Here is a 21212-nt window from a genome sequence, read left to right on the forward strand (position 1 = left end):
CGCGCGGCGCCTCCGCCCTGTCCACCGGCTCGTACGCACACCATCCAGCCCCACCGCGCGGGCTCGTTCGCCCGAATCCGCCCGCTAAGGTGTTAATCCAACATTCATCGACGGCGCATAGCCTCCCCGGGCTAGCCTCAAGCTGAACGCCATCGTCCGACCGGGAGGCGGAACCCCCGTGCAAGGCACTGTGTCCACACCTGGCAGCTCCGCCGTGGCCGGCGGCCCGGGCGAGGCGTTCCTCCTCGTCGTCGACGACGAACCCAACATCCGGGAGCTGCTCTCCGCCTCCCTGCGCTTCTCCGGCTTCCGGGTCGCCTCCGCCGCCAGCGGTACCGAGGCGCTCGAACTGATCGCCGTCGAACGCCCCGACCTCGTCGTCCTCGACGTGATGCTGCCCGACCTGGACGGCTTCACCGTGGTCGAGCGGCTGCGCGAGCAGACCACCCGGGGCCAGATAGCCGGGCCCGCCCACGGCCACCCCGGCGACCACCTGCCGGTGCTCTTCCTGACCGCCAAGGACGGCGTCGGCGACAAGGTCCAGGGCCTGGCCGCCGGCGCGGACGACTACGTCACCAAGCCGTTCAGCCTGGAGGAGCTGATCGCCCGGATCCGGGCCATCCTGCGCCGGGCCGGCGGCCCCGCCGAGGACGGCCGGCTGGTCGTCGCCGACCTCACGCTGGACCCGATCGCCCACGAGGTGACCCGCGGCGGCACCCCGGTCGCGCTCTCGCCGACCGAGTTCAAGCTGCTGCACTACCTGATGGCCAACGTCGGCCGGGTGGTCTCCAAGGCGCAGATCCTCGACCACGTCTGGGCCTACGACTTCGGCGGGGACCTCTCCATCGTCGAGTCCTACATCTCCTACCTGCGCCGCAAGCTCGACTCCGGACCCGCGCACGGCCCCAAGCTGATCCACACCGTCCGCGGCATCGGCTACGCGCTGCGCCGGCCGCCGCAGAGCTGACCGCCCCCCGTGTTCCCCCGCTTCTCGCTGCGCGTCCGGCTGCTCGTCCTCGTCCTCGCCCTGGTCACCACCGGGCTCGCGGTCAGTGACGCCGTTGTGCTCGGCACCGTCCGGATGCAGCTGGTGGAGCGGCTCGACGACCAGTTGCAGCGCTTCGCCGAACCGCTCTCGCACCGCGCCCCCGGCCGGACGACCTGGCCGGAGAGCCGGCAGCCCTCGGTCGGCGGGAGGCGGCCCGCGGCGGCGCTGCCCAGCCAGTACCTGGTCCAGTACCTCTCGGCGGACGGCAAGGTCCAGCAGGTGGTGCGCCAGCCGGTCTCCGAGAACGACCCGGCGCCGCAGCTGGCCGGTCTCGACCCGGCGGCCGCCGCCCCGGACACCCCCTTCGACCTGCCCGACCAGCGCGGCCAGCGCAGCTGGCGCACGCTCGTCCTGCCGCTCCAGCGGCCGCCCGCCCTCGGCCCCGCTCCCCCCAGCGCCTTCGCCGTGCCGACCCCCACCCCCGCGTACCTGATGGTCGCGGTCTCCCGGGAGGACATCGACGCCACCGTCGCCCGGCTGCGCACGTCCTTCCTGGCGATCGGCGGCGCGGTGCTGGTGCTGATCGCGGCCCTCGGCTTCTTCGCCGTCCGGGCCGGGATGCGGCCGCTGCGCCGGATCGAGGAGGGCGCCGAGCGGATCGCCTCCGGCGAGCTGTCGCACCGGATGCCCGAGCTCGCCACCCGCACCGAGGTCGGCCGGCTGTCCGCCGCCCTCAACGCGATGCTCACCCAGATCGAGGCCGCGTTCGCCGCCCGGGCCGAGTCCGAGGCACGGATGCGGCGGTTCGTCGCCGACGCCTCGCACGAGCTGCGGACCCCGCTGGCCGGCATCCGAGGCTTCGCCGAGCTGTACCGGATGGGGGCGCTGCCCACCGAGGCGGACGTCAAGCGGACGATGTTCCGGATCGAGAGCGAGGCCGTCCGGATGGGCGCCCTGGTCGAGGACCTGCTGGTGCTCGCGCGGCTCGACGAGGAACGCCCGCTCGACCTCGCGCCGATGGACCTGCGCACCCTCGCGGCGGACGCCCTGCACGACCTCACCGCCCTCGACCCGTCCCGCCCGGTCGCCCTCACCGGTCCGTCCGGCACCGGCGCGCCCGGCCCCGCACCGGTGCTCGGCGACGAGGCGAGGCTGCGTCAGGTGGTCACCAACCTGGTCGGCAACGCCGTCAAGCACACCCCGCCCGGCACCCCGGTGCGGATCGGCGTCGGTACCGCCGAGGGCCTCTGCCTGCTGGAGGTCGCCGACTCCGGTCCCGGCCTCACCGAGGAGCAGGCCGTCCGGGTGTTCCACCGCTTCTACCGGGTGGACGCCTCGCGCAGCCGCCACGACGGCGGCGGCGCCGGCCTCGGCCTCGCCATCGCCACCGCGCTCACCCACGCCCACGGCGGCACCCTCACCCTCCACACCGCCCCCGGCACCGGTGCCACCTTCCGCGTGGAGATCCCCCACCAGCGCTGAAACCGCCCGTTCGGGTGCACCGCCCTGGTTCTCTCCGCCCGGTCTCCGGTCGTGTGCGACCGTACGGCCGCGGCTTGATGCGGATCGCGCGAGCCGACCACACTGGACGGGAAGAGGTGTCTCAATGACCGCGCTCGTAGCCGAGGAGACCGTCGTGGACCTGGACCAGGCGCTGTGGCAGGTGTGGAAGGAGATGGACGTCCCTGAGGGCTTCAGGGCGGAGATCATCGAGGAAGCCATCGAGATGTCGCCCACCGGCGGGACCCGCCACCTGACGATCAACCGCCGCGTGCTGCTGGCGCTGCACGACCAGTTGCGAGCGACCGGCTGGGCCCCCGCGAACGACGGTAACGTCATCCACGGCTTGAGGGTGATGATCCCCGATGTCTTCGTCGCCCCCGATGACCTGGAGGAGATCGAGCACCCTGAAGGGCTGGGCGTACTCGCCTCGGGTCTCGCGATGGTGGTCGAGACGGTGTCACCCGGGAGCAGGAACCGCCGACGAGACGTGGTCCTCAAGCACCGCGCCTACGCGACCGCCGGCATTCCGGTGTACGTGATCATCGACGACTTCGACGACGGCGGCGCCGTCACCGTCCTGACCGGCCCCGACATCGAGCGCGGTGCCTACGCCCGTTCGGTCCGGACGCCGTACGGGGAGGAGGCGTTCGTGCCGGAGGGGCCCGCGAAGGGGTTCGTGATCGGGCCGGAGATCACCGGCGGGCGGCGGGGGTGACGCCGTCCTCCAGCAGCTCCCGGGCCAGCAGGCCGGCCTGGAAGCGGGAGGTGGCGCCGAGGGTCGTCATCAGGTCGGCGACCCGGCGGCGGTAGGTGCGCAGCGAGAGGCCGAGCAGGCGGGCGCCGGTCTCGTCGGTGTGGCCGGTCGCGAGGGCGCTCAGGACCTGCCGGGCCTGCTCGGTGAGGTGCGGCGGCCGGGCACAGTCGGCGAGGTCGGTGGCGGTCTCCCAGGCGGCGCGGAACAGCGAGCGCACGCCGTCGACGACCTCCGGCGACTGCACCACGGTGTACGTCCGCACGCCCCGTACGGGGGCGCCGGCCAGGATCGCGGTGCGCCGGTCGATGATGATCGCCTCGCGCGCGAGCGGTCCGTCGCTGATCCGGACCTCGATGCCGGTGCCGGCGATCCTCACCAGCCGCCGGTGCGACTCCGGATCGGCCAGGGCGCGCCGGGTGTACAGCTTGCGCATGGTGAGCCCGGGGACGAGGTGCGGCCGCTTGCCCTCCGCGAAGGCGGCGTTGACGCCCGACGACCAGGTCAGCAGGTCGGTGGCGGCGACCAGGAACTCCTCACGCGAGGCGACGAAGAGGTGGCCGGCCCGCTGGACGAGCTCCCGCTCGCCGTGCAGGGTGATGATCGGGTCGGTGCTCATGGCAGCAACATGCCAGATCGGTCGGGCGACGGGCGAGCCGGGCGGAGGCTTACCGACATGACGACCACCTCCCACGCCTCGGCCGCCGGCTCCCTCCTGCTCGGCGGCGACCTGCCGATCGCCCGGATGGGCTTCGGCGCGATGAAGCTGCCCGCCCGCGACTGGGACGGCCCGGCCTGCGACCCCGTGCGGAGCCTCGCCGTGCTGCGCCGGGCGGTCGAGCTCGGTGTCGACCACATCGACACCGCCTGGTTCTACTTCCACGAGGACGTCTCGGCGAACGGCCTGATCCGCGAGGCCCTGCACCCGTACCGCGACGGCCTGGTGATCGCCACCAAGGTGGGCCCCGGCCGCAACCCCGACGGCAGCTGGCTGGAGCCGGCCGGTCCGGCGGAGCTGCGCGCGGCCGTCCATCGCAACCTGCGTGAGCTGGGGGTGGACCGGCTCGACCTGGTCTACCTGCGGCGGATGCCCAGCCTGCGGTCGATCGCGACGTCCTTCGCGGCGCTGGCGGAGCTGCGGGAGGAGGGGCTGATCCGGCACCTCGGGGTCAGCAACGTGGACGCGGCCCAGCTCGCCGAGGCCGAGGCGATCGCCCCGGTGACCGCCGTGCAGAACCGGTTCAGCGTGCTGGAGCACTCGGCGGAGGACGCGGCGCTGCTGGCGGACTGCACCGCGCGGGGCATCGCCTTCGTGCCGTTCTTCCCGCTCGGCGGCTCCGGGGTGCCCGAGGACCCGGCGCTCCAGCGGGTGGCCGAGCGGCACGGCGCCACCCGGGCACAGGTGATGGTGGCCTGGCTGCTGGCGGTCTCCCCCTCGATCCTGGCCATCCCGGGCACCTCCTCGCCGGTCCATCTGGAGGAGAACGTCGCGGCCGCCTCGCTGCGGCTGGGCGCCGAGGACCTGGCGGAGTTGGCGGCACTGGGGGCGCCGGCCCGGCCGTGATCCCCGCGTGGGCGAAGCGGTATGACGGTCGGACCGGTCCGACCGGTCCGACCGGTCCGGCGGGGGCTGGTCGGCGGGCGCCGCCGCGGCCTAGGATCCCGGTACGGCATCGCGTGTCGGTCACCGTCCGGGTGAGGCATGGAGGTAGCCCGTGAGTGCCTTACGGAGGCATTCGAAGCATGACGATCCAGCTCGATCACACCATCGTTCACGCCCGGGACAACCGGGAATCCGCCGCCTTCCTGGCGGCCATCCTCGGCCTTGAGGTCGGGACGGCCTGGGGCCCGTTCGTCCCGGTCGCCACGGGCAACGGGGTGACCCTCGACTTCGCGTCCGTCCCGGCGGAAGCGATCGCCCCGCAGCACTACGCCTTCCTCGTCTCCGACGAGGAGTTCGACGCCGCCTTCGCCCGGATCGAGGCGGGCGGCATCGCCTACTACGCCGACCCGCAGCTGAAACTGCCCGGCGAGATCAACCGCCACCACGGCGGCCGGGGGCTGTACTTCTTCGACCCGGCAGGCCACGGCATGGAGATCATCACCCGCCCCTACGGCAGCCGCTAGGCGCCGGGCCCGTGCCCGGCCGGGTCACCACCCGGCCGGGCACGGTCGCGCGTGCCGCGGCGATGGGCCGAATGTCAAGCGCCGGATCGTCCAAGATCGTTCCGTGAGTCGCCCGGGCGCTCGTTGTGGCAGGCCAGGGCCGGTCCGCAGACTGTGCGCACGGCATCGCCGGTCAATCCCACCCCGCCTGCAAATCACTCGTAAGCATGATGGATACTGGTCCTTGTGAACGTGTTCACGTTCACAAGCGGACAAGCTTGCACGGGTACGCAGCGGTCTACAGCTATAGATGAAGTTTGTCCGGAAAGTGACCTTCGAGGTCGGGTCGGAGAGAGGGCGACGTGGAACTGGCAATCGCTCACGAAACCATCGCGCGTTGGCAATTCGGCATCACCACCGTCTACCACTTCCTCTTCGTACCGCTCACCATCAGCCTGGCCGCCATCGTGGCCGGACTGGAGACCGCCTGGGTCCGGACGGACAAGGAGAAGTACTTCCACGCCACGAAGTTCTGGGGGAAGCTCTTCCTGATCAACATCGCGATGGGCGTGGTCACCGGCATCGTCCAGGAGTTCCAGTTCGGGATGAACTGGTCGGACTACTCCCGCTTCGTCGGTGACGTCTTCGGCGCCCCGCTCGCGATGGAGGCGCTGATCGCCTTCTTCTTCGAGTCGACCTTCATCGGGCTCTGGATCTTCGGCTGGGACAAGCTGCCGAGGAAGCTGCACTGCGCCTGCATGTGGATGGTCTCGCTCGGAACCGTGCTCTCCGCCTACTTCATCCTGGCGGCCAACTCCTGGATGCAGCACCCGGTCGGCTACTCGGTCGACCCGGTCACCGGGAAGGCGCAGCTCACCGACATCGCCCGGGTGCTGTTCCAGGACACCACCGTCACCGTCGTCCTGCACACCCTGACCGCCGCCTTCCTCACCGGCGCGGCCTTCATGGTCGGCATCGCCTCCTTCCACCTCTGGAAGGCCAAGCGCCGGCCGGAGGCCGCCGATCCCAAGCGGGTCGCGGTGATGCGGACCTCGCTGCGCCTCGGCCTGGTCCTCGCGGTGGTCTTCGGTCTCGGCACCGCGCTCAGCGGCGACTCGCTCGCCAAGGTGATGTTCCGCCAGCAGCCGATGAAGATGGCCGCCGCCGAGGCGCTCTGGGACAGCCAGGCCCCGGCGCCGTTCTCGGTCTTCGCGGTCGGCGACGTCGGCAAGGGCCACAACTCGGTCGAGCTGGAGATCCCCGGGATACTCTCCTTCCTCGCCAACAGCGACTTCAGCTCCTCCGTCCCCGGCATCAACGACACCGCCAACGCCGAGGCCGCCAAATACGGCGGGGACCCGAAGGACTACATCCCGAGCATCTTCGTCACCTACTGGGGCTTCCGTCTCATGATCGGCTTCGGGATGACCTCCTTCGTGGCGGGGGTGGTCGGGCTCTGGACCACCCGGCGGAAGTGGCTGCTGGCACCGGAGTTCCGCACCGGCGACACCGAGGTGCCGAGACTGATGCTGCTGCCGAAGCGCGAACTCGGCCCGGCCCTCACCAAGTGGAGCTGGCGGATCGGCATCCTCACCATGGGGTTCCCGCTGATCGCCAACAGCTTCGGCTGGATCTTCACCGAGATGGGCCGCCAGCCGTGGGCCGTCTTCGGGCTGATGACCACCGCGAGCGCGGTGTCGCCCAACGTCGGCATCGGGACCCAGATCGGGGCCCTGACCACCTTCACCGTGCTGTACGCGATCCTCGCCGTCATCGAGGTGCGGCTGCTGGTCAAGTACGCCAAGGCCGGGCCGGTCACCTCCGAGCGGCCGCCCACCGAGGACCCGACGCTGCGCGGCCCGTCCCCGGACGAGGACGCGGACAAGCCGCTCGCCTTCGCCTACTGAGCCCGGGCCCCCCGAGCCACCGGGCCCGCCCGGTTCACCGAGCCCCACCGCGGACTACCGAGGACTACTGAGGATCCGACATGCAACTCCACGACGTCTGGTTCGTCCTGATCGCCGTCCTGTGGATCGGCTACTTCTTCCTTGAGGGCTTCGACTTCGGCATCGGCATCCTCACCAAGCCGCTGGCCCGCTCCACCGCCGAGCGGCGGGTGCTGATCAACACCATCGGCCCGGTCTGGGACGGCAACGAGGTCTGGCTGCTCACCGCCGGCGGCGCCACCTTCGCGGCCTTCCCGGACTGGTACGCGACGCTGTTCAGCGGCTTCTACATCCCGCTGCTGGTGATCCTGGTCTGCCTGATCGTGCGCGGGGTCGCCTTCGAGTACCGGGCCAAGCGCTCCGACGCGCGCTGGCAGCGGAACTGGGAGGAGGCCATCTTCTGGACGTCACTGCTCCCGGCCTTCCTCTGGGGCGTGGCCTTCGCCAACATCGTCCGCGGCGTCGACATCGACGCGCAGAAGAACTTCGTCGGCGGCTTCTGGGACCTGCTCAACCCGTACGCGCTGCTCGGCGGACTGGTCACGCTCACCCTCTTCACCTTCCACGGCGCGGTGTTCGCCGCACTGAAGACGGTCGGGGAGATCCGCGACCGGGCCCGTGCCCTGGCGCTGCGACTCGGCCTGGTGACGGCGGTGCTGGCACTGGCCTTCCTGCTCTGGACCCAGGCCGACCACGGCAACGGCTGGAGCCTCGCCGTCCTGGCCGTCGCGGTGCTGGCCCTGGTCGGCGCCCTGGTGGCCAACCAACTGGCCCGCGAGGGCTGGGCGTTCGTCCTCTCCGGGGCAACCATCGTGGCCGCGGTCGCGATGCTCTTCCTCTCGCTGTTCCCGGACGTGATGCCGTCCACCCTGAACCCGGAGTGGAGCCTGACCGTCACCAACGCCGCCTCCTCGCCGTACACGCTGAAGCTGATGACGATCGTCGCGGCCGTCTTCACCCCGCTCGTGCTGCTCTACCAGGGCTGGACGTACTGGGTCTTCCGCAAGCGGATCGGCGTCCAGCACATCCCCGGGCACGACCCGGCCGCCGCGCTCGACCAGGGCTGAGCCGTGAAGCCCGTCGACCCCCGACTGCTCGGGTACGCCCGCACCACCCGCGCCTTCCTCGCCGGATCGGTCCTGCTCGGCGGGGCGGGGGCGGCCCTGGTGGTCGCCCAGGCGAGCCTGATCGCCGAGATCGTCGTCCGCGGCTTCCAGCAGCGGGCCGGCCTCGACGAGCTGGCCGCGCCGCTGCTCTGGCTGGCGCTGACGGCGGTCGGCCGGGGGCTGGTCGGCTGGCTCACCGAACTCACCGCGCACCGCTCGGTGGCCCGGGTGAAGTCCACCCTGCGGCGCCGGCTGCTCGACCACGCCACCGCGCTCGGCCCGGCCCACCTGGCGGGCCGGCGCACCGGCGAACTCACCACCCTCGCCACCCGGGGCGTCGACGCGCTCGACGACTACTTCGCCCGCTACCTGCCGCAACTGGCGCTCGCCGTGGTCGTCCCGGTGATCGTGCTGCTGCGGGTCGTCGGCGCCGACCTCACCTCGGCCGCGATCATCGCCGGGACGCTGCCGCTGATCCCGCTCTTCATGGCGCTGATCGGGATGGCCACCCAGAGCCGGATGGACCGGCAGTGGGAGACCCTCTCGCGGCTTTCGCACCACTTCCTGGACGTGGTCGCCGGCCTGCCCACGCTCAAGGTGTTCAACCGGGCCCGTACCCAGGCCGCCACCGTCGCCAGGATCACCGCCGACTACCGCCGGGCCACCCTGCGCACCCTGCGGATCGCCTTCATCTCCTCGTTCGCCCTGGAGCTGCTCTCCACCCTGTCGGTCGCGCTGGTCGCGGTCTCCATCGGCTTCCGGCTGGTGGACGGCACGCTCGACCTGGAGACCGGGCTGCTGATCCTGATCCTGGCGCCCGAGGTCTACTTCCCGATCCGCCAGGTCGGCGCGCTGTACCACTCCAGCGTGGAGGGGCTGACCGCGGCCGACGAGCTCTTCGCGGTGCTGGAGACCCCGCTGCCGCCGGCCGGGACCGTCCCCGCCCCCGCGCTCGCCGGCGCCCTCGTCGAGGCCGAGGGCCTCACGGTGCTGCACACCGGCCGGAGCGCACCGGCGCTGGACGCCGCCGGGCTGACCCTGCGGCCGGGCACCACCACCGCGCTCACCGGCCCGAGCGGGGCCGGCAAGTCCACCCTGCTCGCCGTCCTGCTCGGCCTCACCGCGCCGGACGCGGGCAGCGTCCGGATCACCGCCGCCGACGGGCGGACGTACCGGCTGGACGAGCTGGAGCCGGCGAGCTGGCGCCGGCAGATCGCCTGGGTGCCGCAGCACCCGCACCTGTTCGCCGGCACCGTCGCCGAGAACCTGCGGCTCTACCGGCCCGGCGCCGGCGAGGACGAGCTGTGGGCGGCGCTGGGATCCGCGCACGCGCGGGACTTCGTGCGGCGGCTGCCGCACGGGCTCGCCACCGTGCTCGGGGAGGACGGCGCCGGCCTGTCGGCGGGCCAGCGCCAGCGGCTGGCGCTCGCCCGGGTACTGCTCGCCGACGACCGGCCGCTGGTGCTGCTGGACGAGCCGACCGCCGGCCTGGACGGCGCCTCGGAGGCGGCCGTGGTGAACGCCGTCCGGGTACTGACCGCCGATCCGGCGCGCACCGTGCTGCTGGTCGCGCACCGGCCGGCACTGCTGGCGGTCGCCGACCGGCTCGTCCGGCTGGAGGGGCCGCCGGTGCCCGCGGCCGCCGCCGCGCCGCCCCGGCCCGCACACGACGGGGAGCCGGTGCCGGCCGCCGACACCCCGCCGGAGGAGCCCGCCGGAGCGGCGACCGTACGGCCCCGGCTGGCGCTCTCCGTCCTGCTCGGCGCGCTCGCGCTCGGCTGCGCGGTGGCGCTGATGGCCACCTCCGGCTACCTCATCTCCTACGCCTCCGAGATGCCGCCGGTGCTCTACCTGATGATGGCCGTCACCTCGGTGCGGGCCTTCGGCATCGGGCGCAGCGTGTTCCGCTACGCCGAGCGGCTGGTCTCGCACGACGCCGTGCTGCGCACCCTCGGCACCCTGCGGGCCGCCGTGTACCGCCGGCTGACCGTGCTGGCCCCGGCCGGGCTGCCGGCCTTCCGGCGCGGGGACCTGCTCTCCCGGCTGGTCGCCGACGTCGACGCCGTCCAGGACCACCACCTGCGCTGGCGGCTGCCGGCGGCGGTGGCCGCGGTGGTCTCGCTGGCCGCGACGGCGGCGATGGCCGCCTTCCTGCCCGCGGCCGGCCTGGCCCTCGGGCTGGGGCTGCTGCTGGCCGGGGCGGTGGTGCCCGCGCTGGCCGCCCGCTGGTCGGTCGGTGCCGAGCGGCGGCAGGCCCCGGCCCGCGGCCGGCTGGCCACCGCCGTCGTCGACACCCTCACCGGAACGGCCGAACTCACGGTGGCCGGGGCGCTGCCGGGCCGGCTGGCCGCCGTCCGGTCCGCCGACGCCGCGCTGACCGGGCTGGCCGCCCGCTCGGCCGCCACCACGGCGCTCGGCACCGGGCTGATCGCGCTGCTCACCGGGCTGACGGTGGCCGCCGCCGCGGCCGTCGGCATCCGGGGTGTGCAGAGCGGTGCGCTGGCGCCGGTCTGCCTGGCGGTGGTCGTGCTGACCCCGCTGGCCGCCTTCGAGGCCGTCACCGGGATGCCGCTCGCCGTCCAGGCCCGCCGGCGCAGCCGGACCGCCTCGGCCCGGCTGGCCGAGGTGCTGGACGCGCCCGCCCCGGTCACCGAGCCCGCCGCCCCGGCGGCCCTGCCCGGGCAGCCGCTGCCGATCACCGTCCGCGGGCTGACCGTCCGCCACGCCGGACAGGAGGCGGACGCGCTGGTCGGCCTCGACCTGGACCTCGCCGCCGGCCGCCGGATCGCCGTGGTCGGCCCGTCCGGCTCCGGCAAGACCACGCTCGCCCAGGCGCTGCTGCGCTTCCTGGAGCCGGCCGCGGGCCGGATCACGTTCGCCGACGGCCGTCCACAGGCTGTGGACAGTCGGGAGCTGGCCGGGGACGACGTCCGCCGGGTGATCGGGCTCTGCGCCCAGGACGCGTACGTCTTCGACAGCACGCTGCGGGAGAACCTGCGGCTGGCCCGGCCCTCGGCCGACGAGCGGGAGCTGCGCGCCGCGCTCGCCGCCGCCCGGCTGCTGGACTGGACGGACACCCTCCCGGCGGGCCTCGACACCATGGTCGGGGAGCACGGCGCCCGGCTCTCGGGCGGCCAGCGCCAGCGGCTCGCGCTCGCCCGGGCGCTACTGGCCGACTTCCCGGTGCTCGTGTTGGACGAGCCCGCCGAGCACCTCGACCTGCCCACCGCCGACGCGCTCACCGCCGACCTGCTCGCCGCCACGGCCGGCCGGAGCACCGTGCTGATCACCCACCGGCTGGCCGGCCTCGACGACGGCTCCGTCGACGAGGTCCTGGTCCTGGACGGCGGCCGGGTGGTCGAACGCGGCACCTGGTCGGAGCTGGTCGCGGAGCCGGGCGGCCGGCTGCGGGCGATGTGGGAGCGCGAGCGCGCGGCGGACGGCCCGGTGGCGGTGGGCACCGCCGCAGCCGGTCGCCCGCCGGTGGTCGCGCCGACCTTCGGCTGAAAACCGTACAAACTACGCTCGACACCATGGACCCCACGCCAGACCTGCCACCCGCCACCGCTCCCGACCCGGCGCCCCACCGGGTGCCCGAGATCTCCTCGCTCGGGCTGGACACGCTGGTCACCGAGGTGGCGGAGCGGCTGCAGTCGGCGGCCGCCGTCACCGACCGGATGCAGCGGCTGCTGGAGGCCGTCGTGTCGGTCGGCGCCGGGCTGGACCTGCACGCGACGCTGCACCGGATCGCCACCGGCGCCGCCGAGCTGGTGGACGCCCGGTACGCCGCGCTCGGCGTGATCGCACCGGGCGGCCACGGCCTGGCGGACTTCATCCACGTCGGCGTGGACGACGAGACCGCCGCCGCGATCGGCGAGCTGCCGGCCGGCCGGGGCATCCTCGGCGCCCTGATCGACCGGCCCGAGCCGCTGCGCCTGACCGACCTTGCCACCGACCCGCGCTCCTCCGGGTTCCCGCCGGAGCACCCGGCGATGAAGACCTTCCTCGGCGAGCCGATCCGGATCCGTGACGAGGTGTTCGGCAACCTCTACCTCACCGAGAAGCAGGGCGGCGGCGCCTTCACCCCCGAGGACGAGCAGGTGGTGCACGCGCTCGCCGCGGCCGCCGGCGTCGCGATCGAGAACTCCCGGCTGTACGAGGAGGGGCGGCGGCGCGAGCGGTGGATCGCGGGCGCGGCCGCCGTCACCACGGCGCTGCTCTCCGCCGACGAGGCCGAGGTCGCGCTGACCGTCGCGGCCGAGCAGGTGCGCGAGCTGGCGGACGCGGCGCTCGGCATGATCCTGCTGCCGACCGTGGACGGCGAGGGCGACGGCCAGATGCGGGTGGCGCACGCCTCCGGCGAGGCCGCGGAGTTCGTCCAGGGCGAGCTGCTGCCGAAGGAGAGCTTCGGGGCCCGGCTCCTCCAGGGCGACAGCGTCTACCTCGACGACATGTCCAGCGACCCGACCGTGGTGATCCGCCTGGCGCGCAGCTTCGGCCCGTCGATGGCGGTGCCGATGGTCGCCGCCGGCCGGGTGCTCGGAGGGCTCTGCGTCTGGCGCCCGCGCGGCGCGGTGCCGTTCACCGACACCGAGAAGCAGCTCGCCGAGACCTTCGCCTCGCAGGCCGCGCTGGCCCTGCGGCTCGCCGAGGGGCAGCGGGACCAGCAGCGCCTCGCCGTCTTCCAGGACCGCGACCGGATCGCCCGCGACCTGCACGACCTGGTGATCCAGCGGCTGTTCGCCACCGGGATGATGCTGGAGAGCGCCGCCCGGCGCGCGGTCGTGCCCGAGGTGAAGGTCGGCATCGGGAACGCGGTGGACGAGCTGGACGCCACCATCCAGGAGGTCCGCACCACCATCTACGCGCTCCAGCACGACAACCACGGCGACGCGCCGGACACCCTGCGGACGCGGGTGCTGCGGGAGGGCAGCCAGGCCGCCGCGGCGCTCGGCTTCAAGCCCTCGGTGACCTTCACGGGCCCGGTGGAGAGCCTGGTCGGCGAGAAGACCGGCCGTCAACTGCTGGCCGCGCTGCGCGAGATGCTCTCCAACACGGCCCGGCACGCACGGGCCTCGCGGGTCGGCGTGGAGGTCGACGCCACCGTGCACCTGGACGACGAGGGACGCCCGGTGAGCGGTGACCCGGAGTCACTCGACCGGGCCGGGCGCCCCGGGGTGCTGCTGACCGTGACGGACGACGGCGTCGGCATCCCCGTCGGCGGCCGCCGCAGCGGTCTGCGCAACCTCACCCGACGGGCCGAGGTGCTCGGCGGGGACGCCTGGCACGAGCCCGGTCCGTACGGAAAGGGGACGCGGGTGCGCTGGACCGCGCGGCTCTGAGTCTTCGCGCGCTATCGAACGGTCTGTGCCGGTCAAGGGAGTTCGGTGAGGGGGCCGGGCGTGTGGTTGGTGTGCAGTCGGTGAATGTTTAACGAGGGAGAACTTCGCGGCCAACGGAGCAAGTTGTGCATTTCCTTCCCTTCCGGCGTGCTCGTGTGCACACATAGCTTTACTCCCGTCTCGGAGGGAACCGGACTGGGGGAGCAGTGGACGCGTCGAACCGCGGTCACACCGCAGCAGGTGCAGGGCGTGGGGGATTCCGGGTCGAACGGGCGCCGGACGGGCGTTACCGCTGGCAGCTGAAGGCCCCCAACGGCCGGGTCGTCGCGGTCACCGCGGCCGGATACGAGACGGCCGCGGACGCCGAGCGCGGCTTCGACGGGTTACGCGCCGGCGCCGACGCCCTGGTCGCCCGGATCACCCACGTCCGCGACGGCATCGGCTGGGTCTGGGTCGTCCCCGGTTCGCGCCTGCTCCCCGAGGTGCGCTCCAGTCGCGCCTACGAGCGGTACGCGACCTGCCAGAACGCCTTCCGCCGGTTCGTGGTGCTGCTGGCCAAGCAGCCCGCCCTCGAATTCCCGGAACTCGCGGCACCGTTGAGACCCTCCGATGCCCGCCGCTGAGCGGCGCGGTCCGCGCCTGCTGATCGTGCCCGCCGCCGACCGGTGCCTCGGCTGGTCGCTGCGCGCCGCCAACGGGAGACAGCTCGGCGTCGGCGTCCGCACCTATCGCAGCGAGGACGAACTCGCCGACGCGGTAAGAGAGTTGATCATCGAGCGGGCCGCCCTGCGGTGTACCGTCGGGCAGTCCGAGGCCCGGCTCTGGGTCTGGACCGCCCAGCTCCCGGTGCGCAGCACCCGGCCAGGCGTGGTCGAGGCCGGCCCGATCGCCCGCAGCGCCCGCGGCTACCTCCGGCGCGACCAGTGCCGGGCGGGCGTCGACGGCTTCCTGGCCGGGCTCCAGTGGATCGGCCAGGAGCTCCGCAGAACCGGCCGGGACGCCCGCCGGCCCTGGTAGTACCCTCGCCCGGTGCGCGGCGCCCTGACGGCCGACGCGGATGGCGCCTCGTCAGACCCCCGTTCCGGCCGGCCGGGATGCCGTGCGTCCCGCCGTCCGCGCCCGGCGAGCCCGGCCCCGGCTCTGGCCCCGTCCGCGCCCGTTCCCCCAGGTCCGGTGAAGCGCAGGTTTCCGGCAACCCCCCGAGCCGCCACCTGGAGAAGAACGTCATCGGCCTCCGACCTGCGGCTTTCCACCCCGCTGCGGCCGGGCTGACCAGTCACTAAACCTGTCCGAACCGATGAGTCGACAATCGCCGGCCGCCACTGACGGCCCTTCCGGGGGAACAGCCCGTCCCGACAGGATCAGCTCTGCCGGAGCGGCCACCGCGGATGTGGCCACCGGCCCCGGACCCCCGACCAGGGCCCGGGCAAGCGATGCACCTCTCTCCCACCGGAGGAACAGGAACATGCGCAAGACCGCTGCCAAGCTGCTCGCCGTCGCCGCCATCGCCACCTCGCTCGCCACCGTCGCCGCCGGCACCGCCAGCGCCGACCCGAGCGTGACCCCGGCCGCCCAGGACATCGTGAGCGCGGGCTCCGACACCACGCAGGCCGTGTCGACCCGGTTCTCGACCGACTACAACGCCTACCTGACGAGCATCGGCGACACCACCTCGCCGCGCTACTACAGCTGGGACGCCACGGGCTCGACGAACATCACGCTGAAGTCGGGCGCCTCCTCGATCGTCCGCCCGAACGGCTCCGGCGCCGGCATCACCGAGCTGAACACCTCCGGCTCCGCGCTGGACGTGGCCCGCTCCTCGCGTGCCCCGAAGTCCACCGACCCGGCGTCGGACATCTTCGTCGCGTTCGCCAAGGACGCGGTGACCTGGTCCGCCAACTCCGGCGGCCACGCCCCGGCGAGCCTGACCGCCGCCCAGCTCAAGGGCATCTACGACTGCTCCATCACCAACTGGACGCAGATCAACGCCTCGCTGACCAACGCCACGATCAAGCCCTGGCTGCCGCAGGCGAGCTCCGGCACCCGCGCCTTCTTCCTGACCGCGATCGGCAACCCGACCGTGGGCAGCTGCGTCCAGGACGGCCCGGAGGAGAACGAGGGCGTCGACACCCGCCTGGCCGGCGCCGACACCGTCTTCCCGTACTCGGTGGCCTCGTACCTGTCCCAGACCGTGGGCGGCCACTCCACCTCGACCTCCGCCCCGGCCAGCCTGACCCTGCGCAACGTCGGCACCCTGGTGCCGGTCAACACCACCACCAACACCATCAACGCCCCGTTCGCCGCCTCGGCGTTCGGCCGCGTGGTCTACAACGTCGTCCGTGACGCCGAGTGGACCGCCACCAACGCCCACGGCACCGCGCTGCGCGCGATCTTCGGCCCCTCGGGCTGGATCTGCTCCAACGGCACCAACGACATCAAGAGCTACGGCTTCCTGCCCCTCCCGGCGGCGGCCTGCGGCAGCACCACCCACAGCTGATCACACCCGCTGATCACACCCCGCACCATCCGGCGGCCACGGGCTTCGGCCCGTGGCCGCCGGCCACACCCGGGCACCCCTTCGTGCCTGTCGGAGCCGGCCGGGCGCCCATCGACTTCGGCATCCTCCGCCCGCCGGGCAGTGCGGAGGAGGAAGGCCGTCGGGGCGGTCGAACGACCGCCCGCACCACCCAGCACATCACCTCTCCCAAGGAGTTCAGCATGACCCGTACCAGCGCCCGCTTTGCCGCCACCGGTGCCGCAGTCGTCCTCGCCGTGACCGGTATGAGCGGTGCGGCTGCCGCCGACGCCGCCCCCGCGGCCCCGACCGGCAGCGCGGTGGTGCACGAGAGCACCGCCTTCCTGAAGGACTCCGCCCTGAACGGCCTGGTGGTCATCCCGCTGCCCACCGCCACCCCGTCCTACGACTCCAGCACGGGCTTCTCCACGTCGTTCCCGGTGACGGGTGGCGACGTCAACCTCCAGGGTTACTACGGCAACGTCCAGCTGGGCGGCAGCCTGCTCTTCGTCAACCTGTTCACCGGCAAGACCGCGGTCTTCAAGCAGCTGGCGTTCAGCGCCGACAGCTGGGCGATCACCGGGGTCCCGGTCGGCGGCACCGACCCGGTGGCGCTGCTCGACCCGGCCGGCACGACCGACATCACCCGCACCGGCGCCACCCAGACGGTGACCGCCGCGGACCTGAAGGTCGACGCCGAGGGCGCGCAGTACGTGGACACCAAGCTGAACACCACCTTCTTCAAGGCCGGCCAGTCGATCGGCAACTTCTCGCTGAGCTTCACCACCGGCAGCTGAGCTTCACCACCGGCAGCCGACACCTGCGACCGGCTCGGTGGAACGGCGGGCCCGTGCGACGGCACCGGCCCGCCGTTCGCAGGTGGAGTTCCCAACTCCGCTACAGAGTCGTCGCGTTGTGGTCTCGTACATCGGTACGACCGGATCCGGCCATGTAGGGCTGGCCGAATGGATGCGAACCGGAACCGCCGGCCTGCTCGCCGCCTGATCCACCTCGCGCCGCGTCACGGCGGTGCGCGTTCGCACGGAGGTGCCCGTCATGAGACTCCGACTACTACCCGGTACGAGACGCGGGGGGTGGCGCCGGAGGTTGCCAGCGGTCGCCCTCGTCTGGTCGGTGGTGGTGGCGCTCGGCGTGGCCCCCATCGGCCTCGGCACGTCGTCGCAGGCCGCGGCGGCGACCTCGTCCGCCGTGACCAAGCCCGGCCCCAAGGTGTGGGACCCGAACACCTGGGAGGAGGGCGCCGAGGGGAGCGTGACGGTCGCGCAGACCCAGAACCTGTCCAACCAGGTGCTGCAGGTCTCCTGGAGCGGATTCACCCCGACCGTCGACACCTCGGGCACCCCGCTGACCATCGTCACCAAGGGGTCCAAGCAGGCGCTCTACGCCGTCCGGGTCTACCAGTGCCGCGGTCTCGACCCCAAGATCACCGACTGCTACGGCAGCAAGCTGTACAACGCCGACGGTGGCAAGGGGTTCAACCAGAAGGCCCCGGCGGAGGGCACCACGACGCCGGACTTCCCCTCGAACATGGCGATCGCGCCGACGGGCGCCGACGGCTCGGGCGAGACCTCCATCGAGATCTGGACCGCCACCCAGAGCCCCTCGCTCGGCTGTGACGCCGCGCACCCGTGCTCCCTGGTGGTCGAGCCCAACTACGGCGGCGACACCCAGGACCCGTACAAGGCACGGAACGGCGCGGTCGACTGCGCCGACCACCTCAGCGACGTGGACGGCTTCTTCAACACCGCGAGCGACGGCGGCCTGGAGGCCTACGCCGGGGCGTGGGACGGCAACCAGTACGCCGGGTACCAGGTCGGCGAGCAGTGCGCCTGGGAGAAGCGGACCGTCGTCCCGCTGCACTTCTCGCCCACCGCCGCCGACTGCGACAACCGCGCCGCCGACTTCAAGGCGGCCGGCCTGGAGATGGCCAACCGGGCCGTCCAGCAGTGGCGGACCGGCCTCTGCCTGGCGTCCTCCCCGCTCGCCTTCCAGTACTCCTCCTCCGGCGGCGAGCCGCAGGCCAGGGCGGCGTTCCTGGGCGGGTCGGCCGGCGTGGACGTCGCGCTGACCGCGTACCCCGACACCGCGACCCCGGCCCGGCCGTACGTCTACGCGCCGCTGGCCACCACCGGGATCTCGGCGGTCTTCCTCGTCGACGACCCGGACACCGGCCGCCAGCTCCGCGACATGAAGCTGACCCCGCGCCTGATGGCCAAACTGCTCACCCAGTCCTACGCGCCGCTGGGAAGCCCGGTCGCGTCGGTGAGCGGCAACCCCAGCTGCGTCTTCCTGGACGAGGACTTCCTCCAGTACAACCGGTTCCCGGAGAGCAGCGGGCTGCACTGGCCCCGCTCGTGCACGCCCGCGGAGTTCGAGCCGACCATCGTCGGCGGCACCACGGACCTCGTCTACCAGCTGACCGCGTGGATCGCCGCCGACCCGGAGGCCGTCCGCTTCCTGGACGGCGAGGACGACCCGTGGGGGATGCGGGTGAACACCTTCTACCAGCGGGGCGCCTACTCCGGGTACCCGGCCGACACCCTCCAGCCGCAGGACTTCACCGGGCCGACGGACGTCAGCGAGGCCGCCAAGCGGATGCGGCAGTACGAGTGGAACCCCGTCCTCGGCGGTCTCACCCAGGTGCTGCGGACCATCCTGGAGAACCGGTCCACCTGCCAGCTCTGGATGGCGGACCCGGCCACCGGCAACCACCTCAAGTGCGACCCGATGGCCCGCGGCGAGCGGAAGCTGTTCGCGATCATGGACAGCGCCCAGGCCAAGGCCTTCTCGCTGCCCGAGGCCACCCTGCGCAACCCGGCCGGCGGCTTCGTCTCGCCGACCACCAACGGGTTCCAGTCGGCGGTCGGCGACATGCCGACCGACGCCGCCACCGGGACCCAGCTGCTGCCCTACGGCGTCGCGGGCACGGCCTTCGCCCGGGACACCCAGGCCTACCCGCTGACCACCGTCCAGTACGCGATGGTGCCCACCGGCGGGGCGGCGGACAAGGCGCCCGCGATCACCCGGTTCCTGACCACCGTCGCCAACGGCGGCCAGGTCTACGGCGTGGAGCCGGGCAAGCTCGCCCCGGGCTTCCTCAGCCTCACCGGTGCCCAGCGCCAGCAGACGCTCGACGCGGCGAAGCACGTGGAGACGCAGGACAACAAGTGGCCGGGCAACCAGGTCGCCCCGCCGCCGACCACCCCGTCCGGCGGTGACGGCGGGACGACCGGCGGTGCCGGCGGCGCCACCGGCGGCGAGTCGGGCGGCACCGGCGTCACCACCACCCCGGTCACCGGCGACGGCACCGGCACCGGCGGCTCGTCCCCCGGCGCCGGCTCCGGCACCGGCGGGCTCGGCGACGGCGCCGTCGGCGGTGCCGGCGGGATCGGCACCGGGGGCACCGCGAGCGCGGGCGGCACCGGTGGCGCGGCCACCGGCGGCGCGGGGGCTCCGGCCGCCGCGGCCGGCGGGGCCAAGGCCACCGCCACGCCGGGCGCTTCGGCGGGCCCGCTCGCAGCCGCTCCGGTCGCCGCCGGCTCCCCGGCGGCCGACCGCGCCGGCACCGCCCGGCTGCTGCTGCCGATCGCGGTGATCGCGGGCCTGGTGCTGCTGATCGGCGGCCCCGCCGCGCTCTTCCTCGGCGGCACGCCCGCCGGCGAACGCGCCGTCTCCGCCGTGGGCCGGACCTGGGCGCGGGTGCGCCGCCGGCCCTGATCCAGCGGTCGCACCGGCTCGGCGGGGCCGCCGTCACGGCCCCGCCGAGTCCTCCGCCCCGGGCGCCACGGCCCGGGGCCTCCCCTGTACCGAGTACTTCCGTACCGAGCGCGCCGGAGAGCAGACCATGACAGCCGCCGCCGAGCCCGCGGCACCGTACGCCGGGGCTCCACGTCCACCAGAACCCGATGTCCCCCGCGTCATCACCGCCCCCGCCACGCCCGGAGACCGGGTGTTCCGGGGAGTGCTGAGGGTGGCGGGCCTCTCCGTCTTCGCGATCATGGGACTGATCGCGTTCTTCCTGATCCTGCGCGGCGCGAACGCGCTGGGCGAGGTGGGCTGGTCCTTCCTCACCGAGCAGAAGTGGCAGACCCAGGCCCACAACTTCGGGATCGCCGCCGTCCTGCCGAACGGCCTGCTGATCGCGGTGATCGCCCTGGTGATCGCCGTGCCGGTGGCGCTGACCACGGCGATCTTCATCTCCGAGTACGCGCCGACCAGGCTGCGGGCGACGCTGGTCTCGCTCATCGACCTGATGGCCGCGATCCCCAGCATCGTCTACGGCCTCTGGGGGCTGTTCTTCCTCCAGCCGCGCATCATCGGCTTCGTCCGCTGGCTGACCAACCACCTGGGCGACGCGATCCCCTTCCTCAAGGTGCGCACCGGCGACATCGGGACCTCCTACACCTCCTCCACCTTCATCGCCGGGGTGGTCGTCTCGCTGATGATCATCCCGATCGTCGCCTCGCTCAGCCGGGAGGTGTTCTCGCAGGCCCCGCAGGGCGAGCGGGAGGGCGCGTACGCGCTGGGCTCGACCCGGTGGGGGATGGTCCGCGCGGTGGTGCTGCCGTTCGGCCGCGGCGGTGTGATCGGCGCGGTGATGCTGGGCTTCGGCCGGGCGATGGGCGAGACGATCGCCGTCGCGCTCATCATCTCGCCGAACTTCAAGGCCATCAGCCACATCCTGGAGAACGGCGCCAACTCCATCTCGGCGCTGATCGCGCTGCGCTTCGGCGAGTCGGACGAGCTCTCGCTCTCCGCGCTGATGGCGGCCGGCCTGGTGCTCTTCGCGCTCACCCTGCTGGTCAACCTGGGCGCCGGCTTCGTGATCAACCGGTCCCGCTCCGGTGCTTCGACGGCGGACTGACCATGGCCCACTCCGCCACACGCCGCCCGTCGCCGGGCCGCCCGTCGCCGCGCCGCCCGTTGCCGCTCCG

Annotated in this window: 16 protein-coding genes; 15 read left to right on the forward strand and 1 reads right to left on the reverse strand. The window is 73.1% G+C overall.

Annotated features, from left to right (window positions below):
* Nucleotides 1–190 precede the first annotated feature (190 nt).
* From OG618_RS20025 to OG618_RS20035, 3 genes are all read left to right on the forward strand, one after another.
* Entirely contained in the window at nucleotides 191–967 is a 777-nt protein-coding gene (locus tag OG618_RS20025; RefSeq protein WP_329488897.1) for a response regulator transcription factor, read from the forward strand.
* 9 nt (nucleotides 968–976) lie between these two features.
* Nucleotides 977–2470: a sensor histidine kinase gene (locus OG618_RS20030; RefSeq protein WP_329488898.1), complete on the forward strand. Its 1494-nt coding sequence runs from the start codon at nucleotides 977–979 to the stop codon at nucleotides 2468–2470.
* A gap of 124 nt (nucleotides 2471–2594) precedes the next feature.
* Nucleotides 2595–3206, forward strand: a complete 612-nt coding sequence (locus OG618_RS20035; RefSeq protein ID WP_329488899.1) for a Uma2 family endonuclease — start codon at nucleotides 2595–2597, stop codon at nucleotides 3204–3206.
* On the opposite strand, the gene OG618_RS20040 is transcribed toward OG618_RS20035, so the two are convergent.
* Nucleotides 3184–3861, reverse strand: coding sequence for a helix-turn-helix transcriptional regulator (locus OG618_RS20040; RefSeq protein ID WP_329488900.1), 678 nt, complete (start codon nucleotides 3859–3861; stop codon nucleotides 3184–3186). The genes OG618_RS20035 and OG618_RS20040 overlap by 23 nt on opposite strands.
* Before the next feature lie 57 nt (nucleotides 3862–3918).
* Between OG618_RS20040 and OG618_RS20045 the strand changes: the two genes are divergently transcribed.
* The 12 genes from OG618_RS20045 to pstC all read left to right on the forward strand — a co-directional run bounded on the left by OG618_RS20045 (nucleotide 3919) and on the right by pstC (nucleotide 21142).
* Nucleotides 3919–4806 (forward strand): oxidoreductase, encoded by an 888-nt coding sequence (locus tag OG618_RS20045; RefSeq protein WP_329488901.1) that lies wholly within the window; start codon nucleotides 3919–3921, stop codon nucleotides 4804–4806.
* 179 nt (nucleotides 4807–4985) lie between these two features.
* On the forward strand, nucleotides 4986–5369 hold the full coding sequence (locus OG618_RS20050; protein WP_329488902.1) for a VOC family protein: 384 nt from the start codon (nucleotides 4986–4988) through the stop codon (nucleotides 5367–5369).
* A gap of 341 nt (nucleotides 5370–5710) precedes the next feature.
* Nucleotides 5711–7255, forward strand: coding sequence for a cytochrome ubiquinol oxidase subunit I (locus OG618_RS20055; protein ID WP_329488903.1), 1545 nt, complete (start codon nucleotides 5711–5713; stop codon nucleotides 7253–7255).
* Nucleotides 7256–7335: 80 nt separating this feature from the next.
* Entirely contained in the window at nucleotides 7336–8361 is a 1026-nt protein-coding gene (cydB, locus tag OG618_RS20060; RefSeq protein ID WP_329488904.1) for a cytochrome d ubiquinol oxidase subunit II, read from the forward strand.
* A gap of 3 nt (nucleotides 8362–8364) precedes the next feature.
* Complete coding sequence (gene cydD, locus OG618_RS20065; protein ID WP_329488905.1) at nucleotides 8365–11907, forward strand: thiol reductant ABC exporter subunit CydD; 3543 nt, start codon at nucleotides 8365–8367, stop codon at nucleotides 11905–11907.
* A 26-nt stretch (nucleotides 11908–11933) separates the two neighbouring features.
* A complete protein-coding gene (locus OG618_RS20070) occupies nucleotides 11934–13742 on the forward strand; it encodes a GAF domain-containing protein (protein WP_442906832.1) in 1809 nt (602 codons plus the stop codon).
* Nucleotides 13743–13948: 206 nt separating this feature from the next.
* Nucleotides 13949–14365 (forward strand): YegP family protein, encoded by a 417-nt coding sequence (locus OG618_RS20075; protein WP_329488906.1) that lies wholly within the window; start codon nucleotides 13949–13951, stop codon nucleotides 14363–14365.
* Nucleotides 14352–14759, forward strand: a complete 408-nt coding sequence (locus OG618_RS20080; RefSeq protein ID WP_329488907.1) for a hypothetical protein — start codon at nucleotides 14352–14354, stop codon at nucleotides 14757–14759. Before OG618_RS20075 ends, OG618_RS20080 begins: the two co-directional genes overlap by 14 nt.
* 448 nt (nucleotides 14760–15207) lie before the next feature.
* Nucleotides 15208–16239, forward strand: coding sequence for a PstS family phosphate ABC transporter substrate-binding protein (locus OG618_RS20085; RefSeq protein ID WP_329488908.1), 1032 nt, complete (start codon nucleotides 15208–15210; stop codon nucleotides 16237–16239).
* Nucleotides 16240–16460: 221 nt separating this feature from the next.
* On the forward strand, nucleotides 16461–17054 hold the full coding sequence (locus OG618_RS20090; protein ID WP_329488909.1) for a hypothetical protein: 594 nt from the start codon (nucleotides 16461–16463) through the stop codon (nucleotides 17052–17054).
* Between the two features lie 310 nt (nucleotides 17055–17364).
* Nucleotides 17365–19995, forward strand: a complete 2631-nt coding sequence (locus tag OG618_RS20095; RefSeq protein ID WP_329488910.1) for a hypothetical protein — start codon at nucleotides 17365–17367, stop codon at nucleotides 19993–19995.
* A 127-nt stretch (nucleotides 19996–20122) separates the two neighbouring features.
* Nucleotides 20123–21142, forward strand: coding sequence for a phosphate ABC transporter permease subunit PstC (gene pstC / locus OG618_RS20100; RefSeq protein WP_329488911.1), 1020 nt, complete (start codon nucleotides 20123–20125; stop codon nucleotides 21140–21142).
* Nucleotides 21143–21212 lie beyond the last annotated feature (70 nt).

The sequence above is a fragment of the Kitasatospora sp. NBC_01246 genome (assembly GCF_036226505.1).
Taxonomy (GTDB): Bacteria; Actinomycetota; Actinomycetes; order Streptomycetales; family Streptomycetaceae; genus Kitasatospora.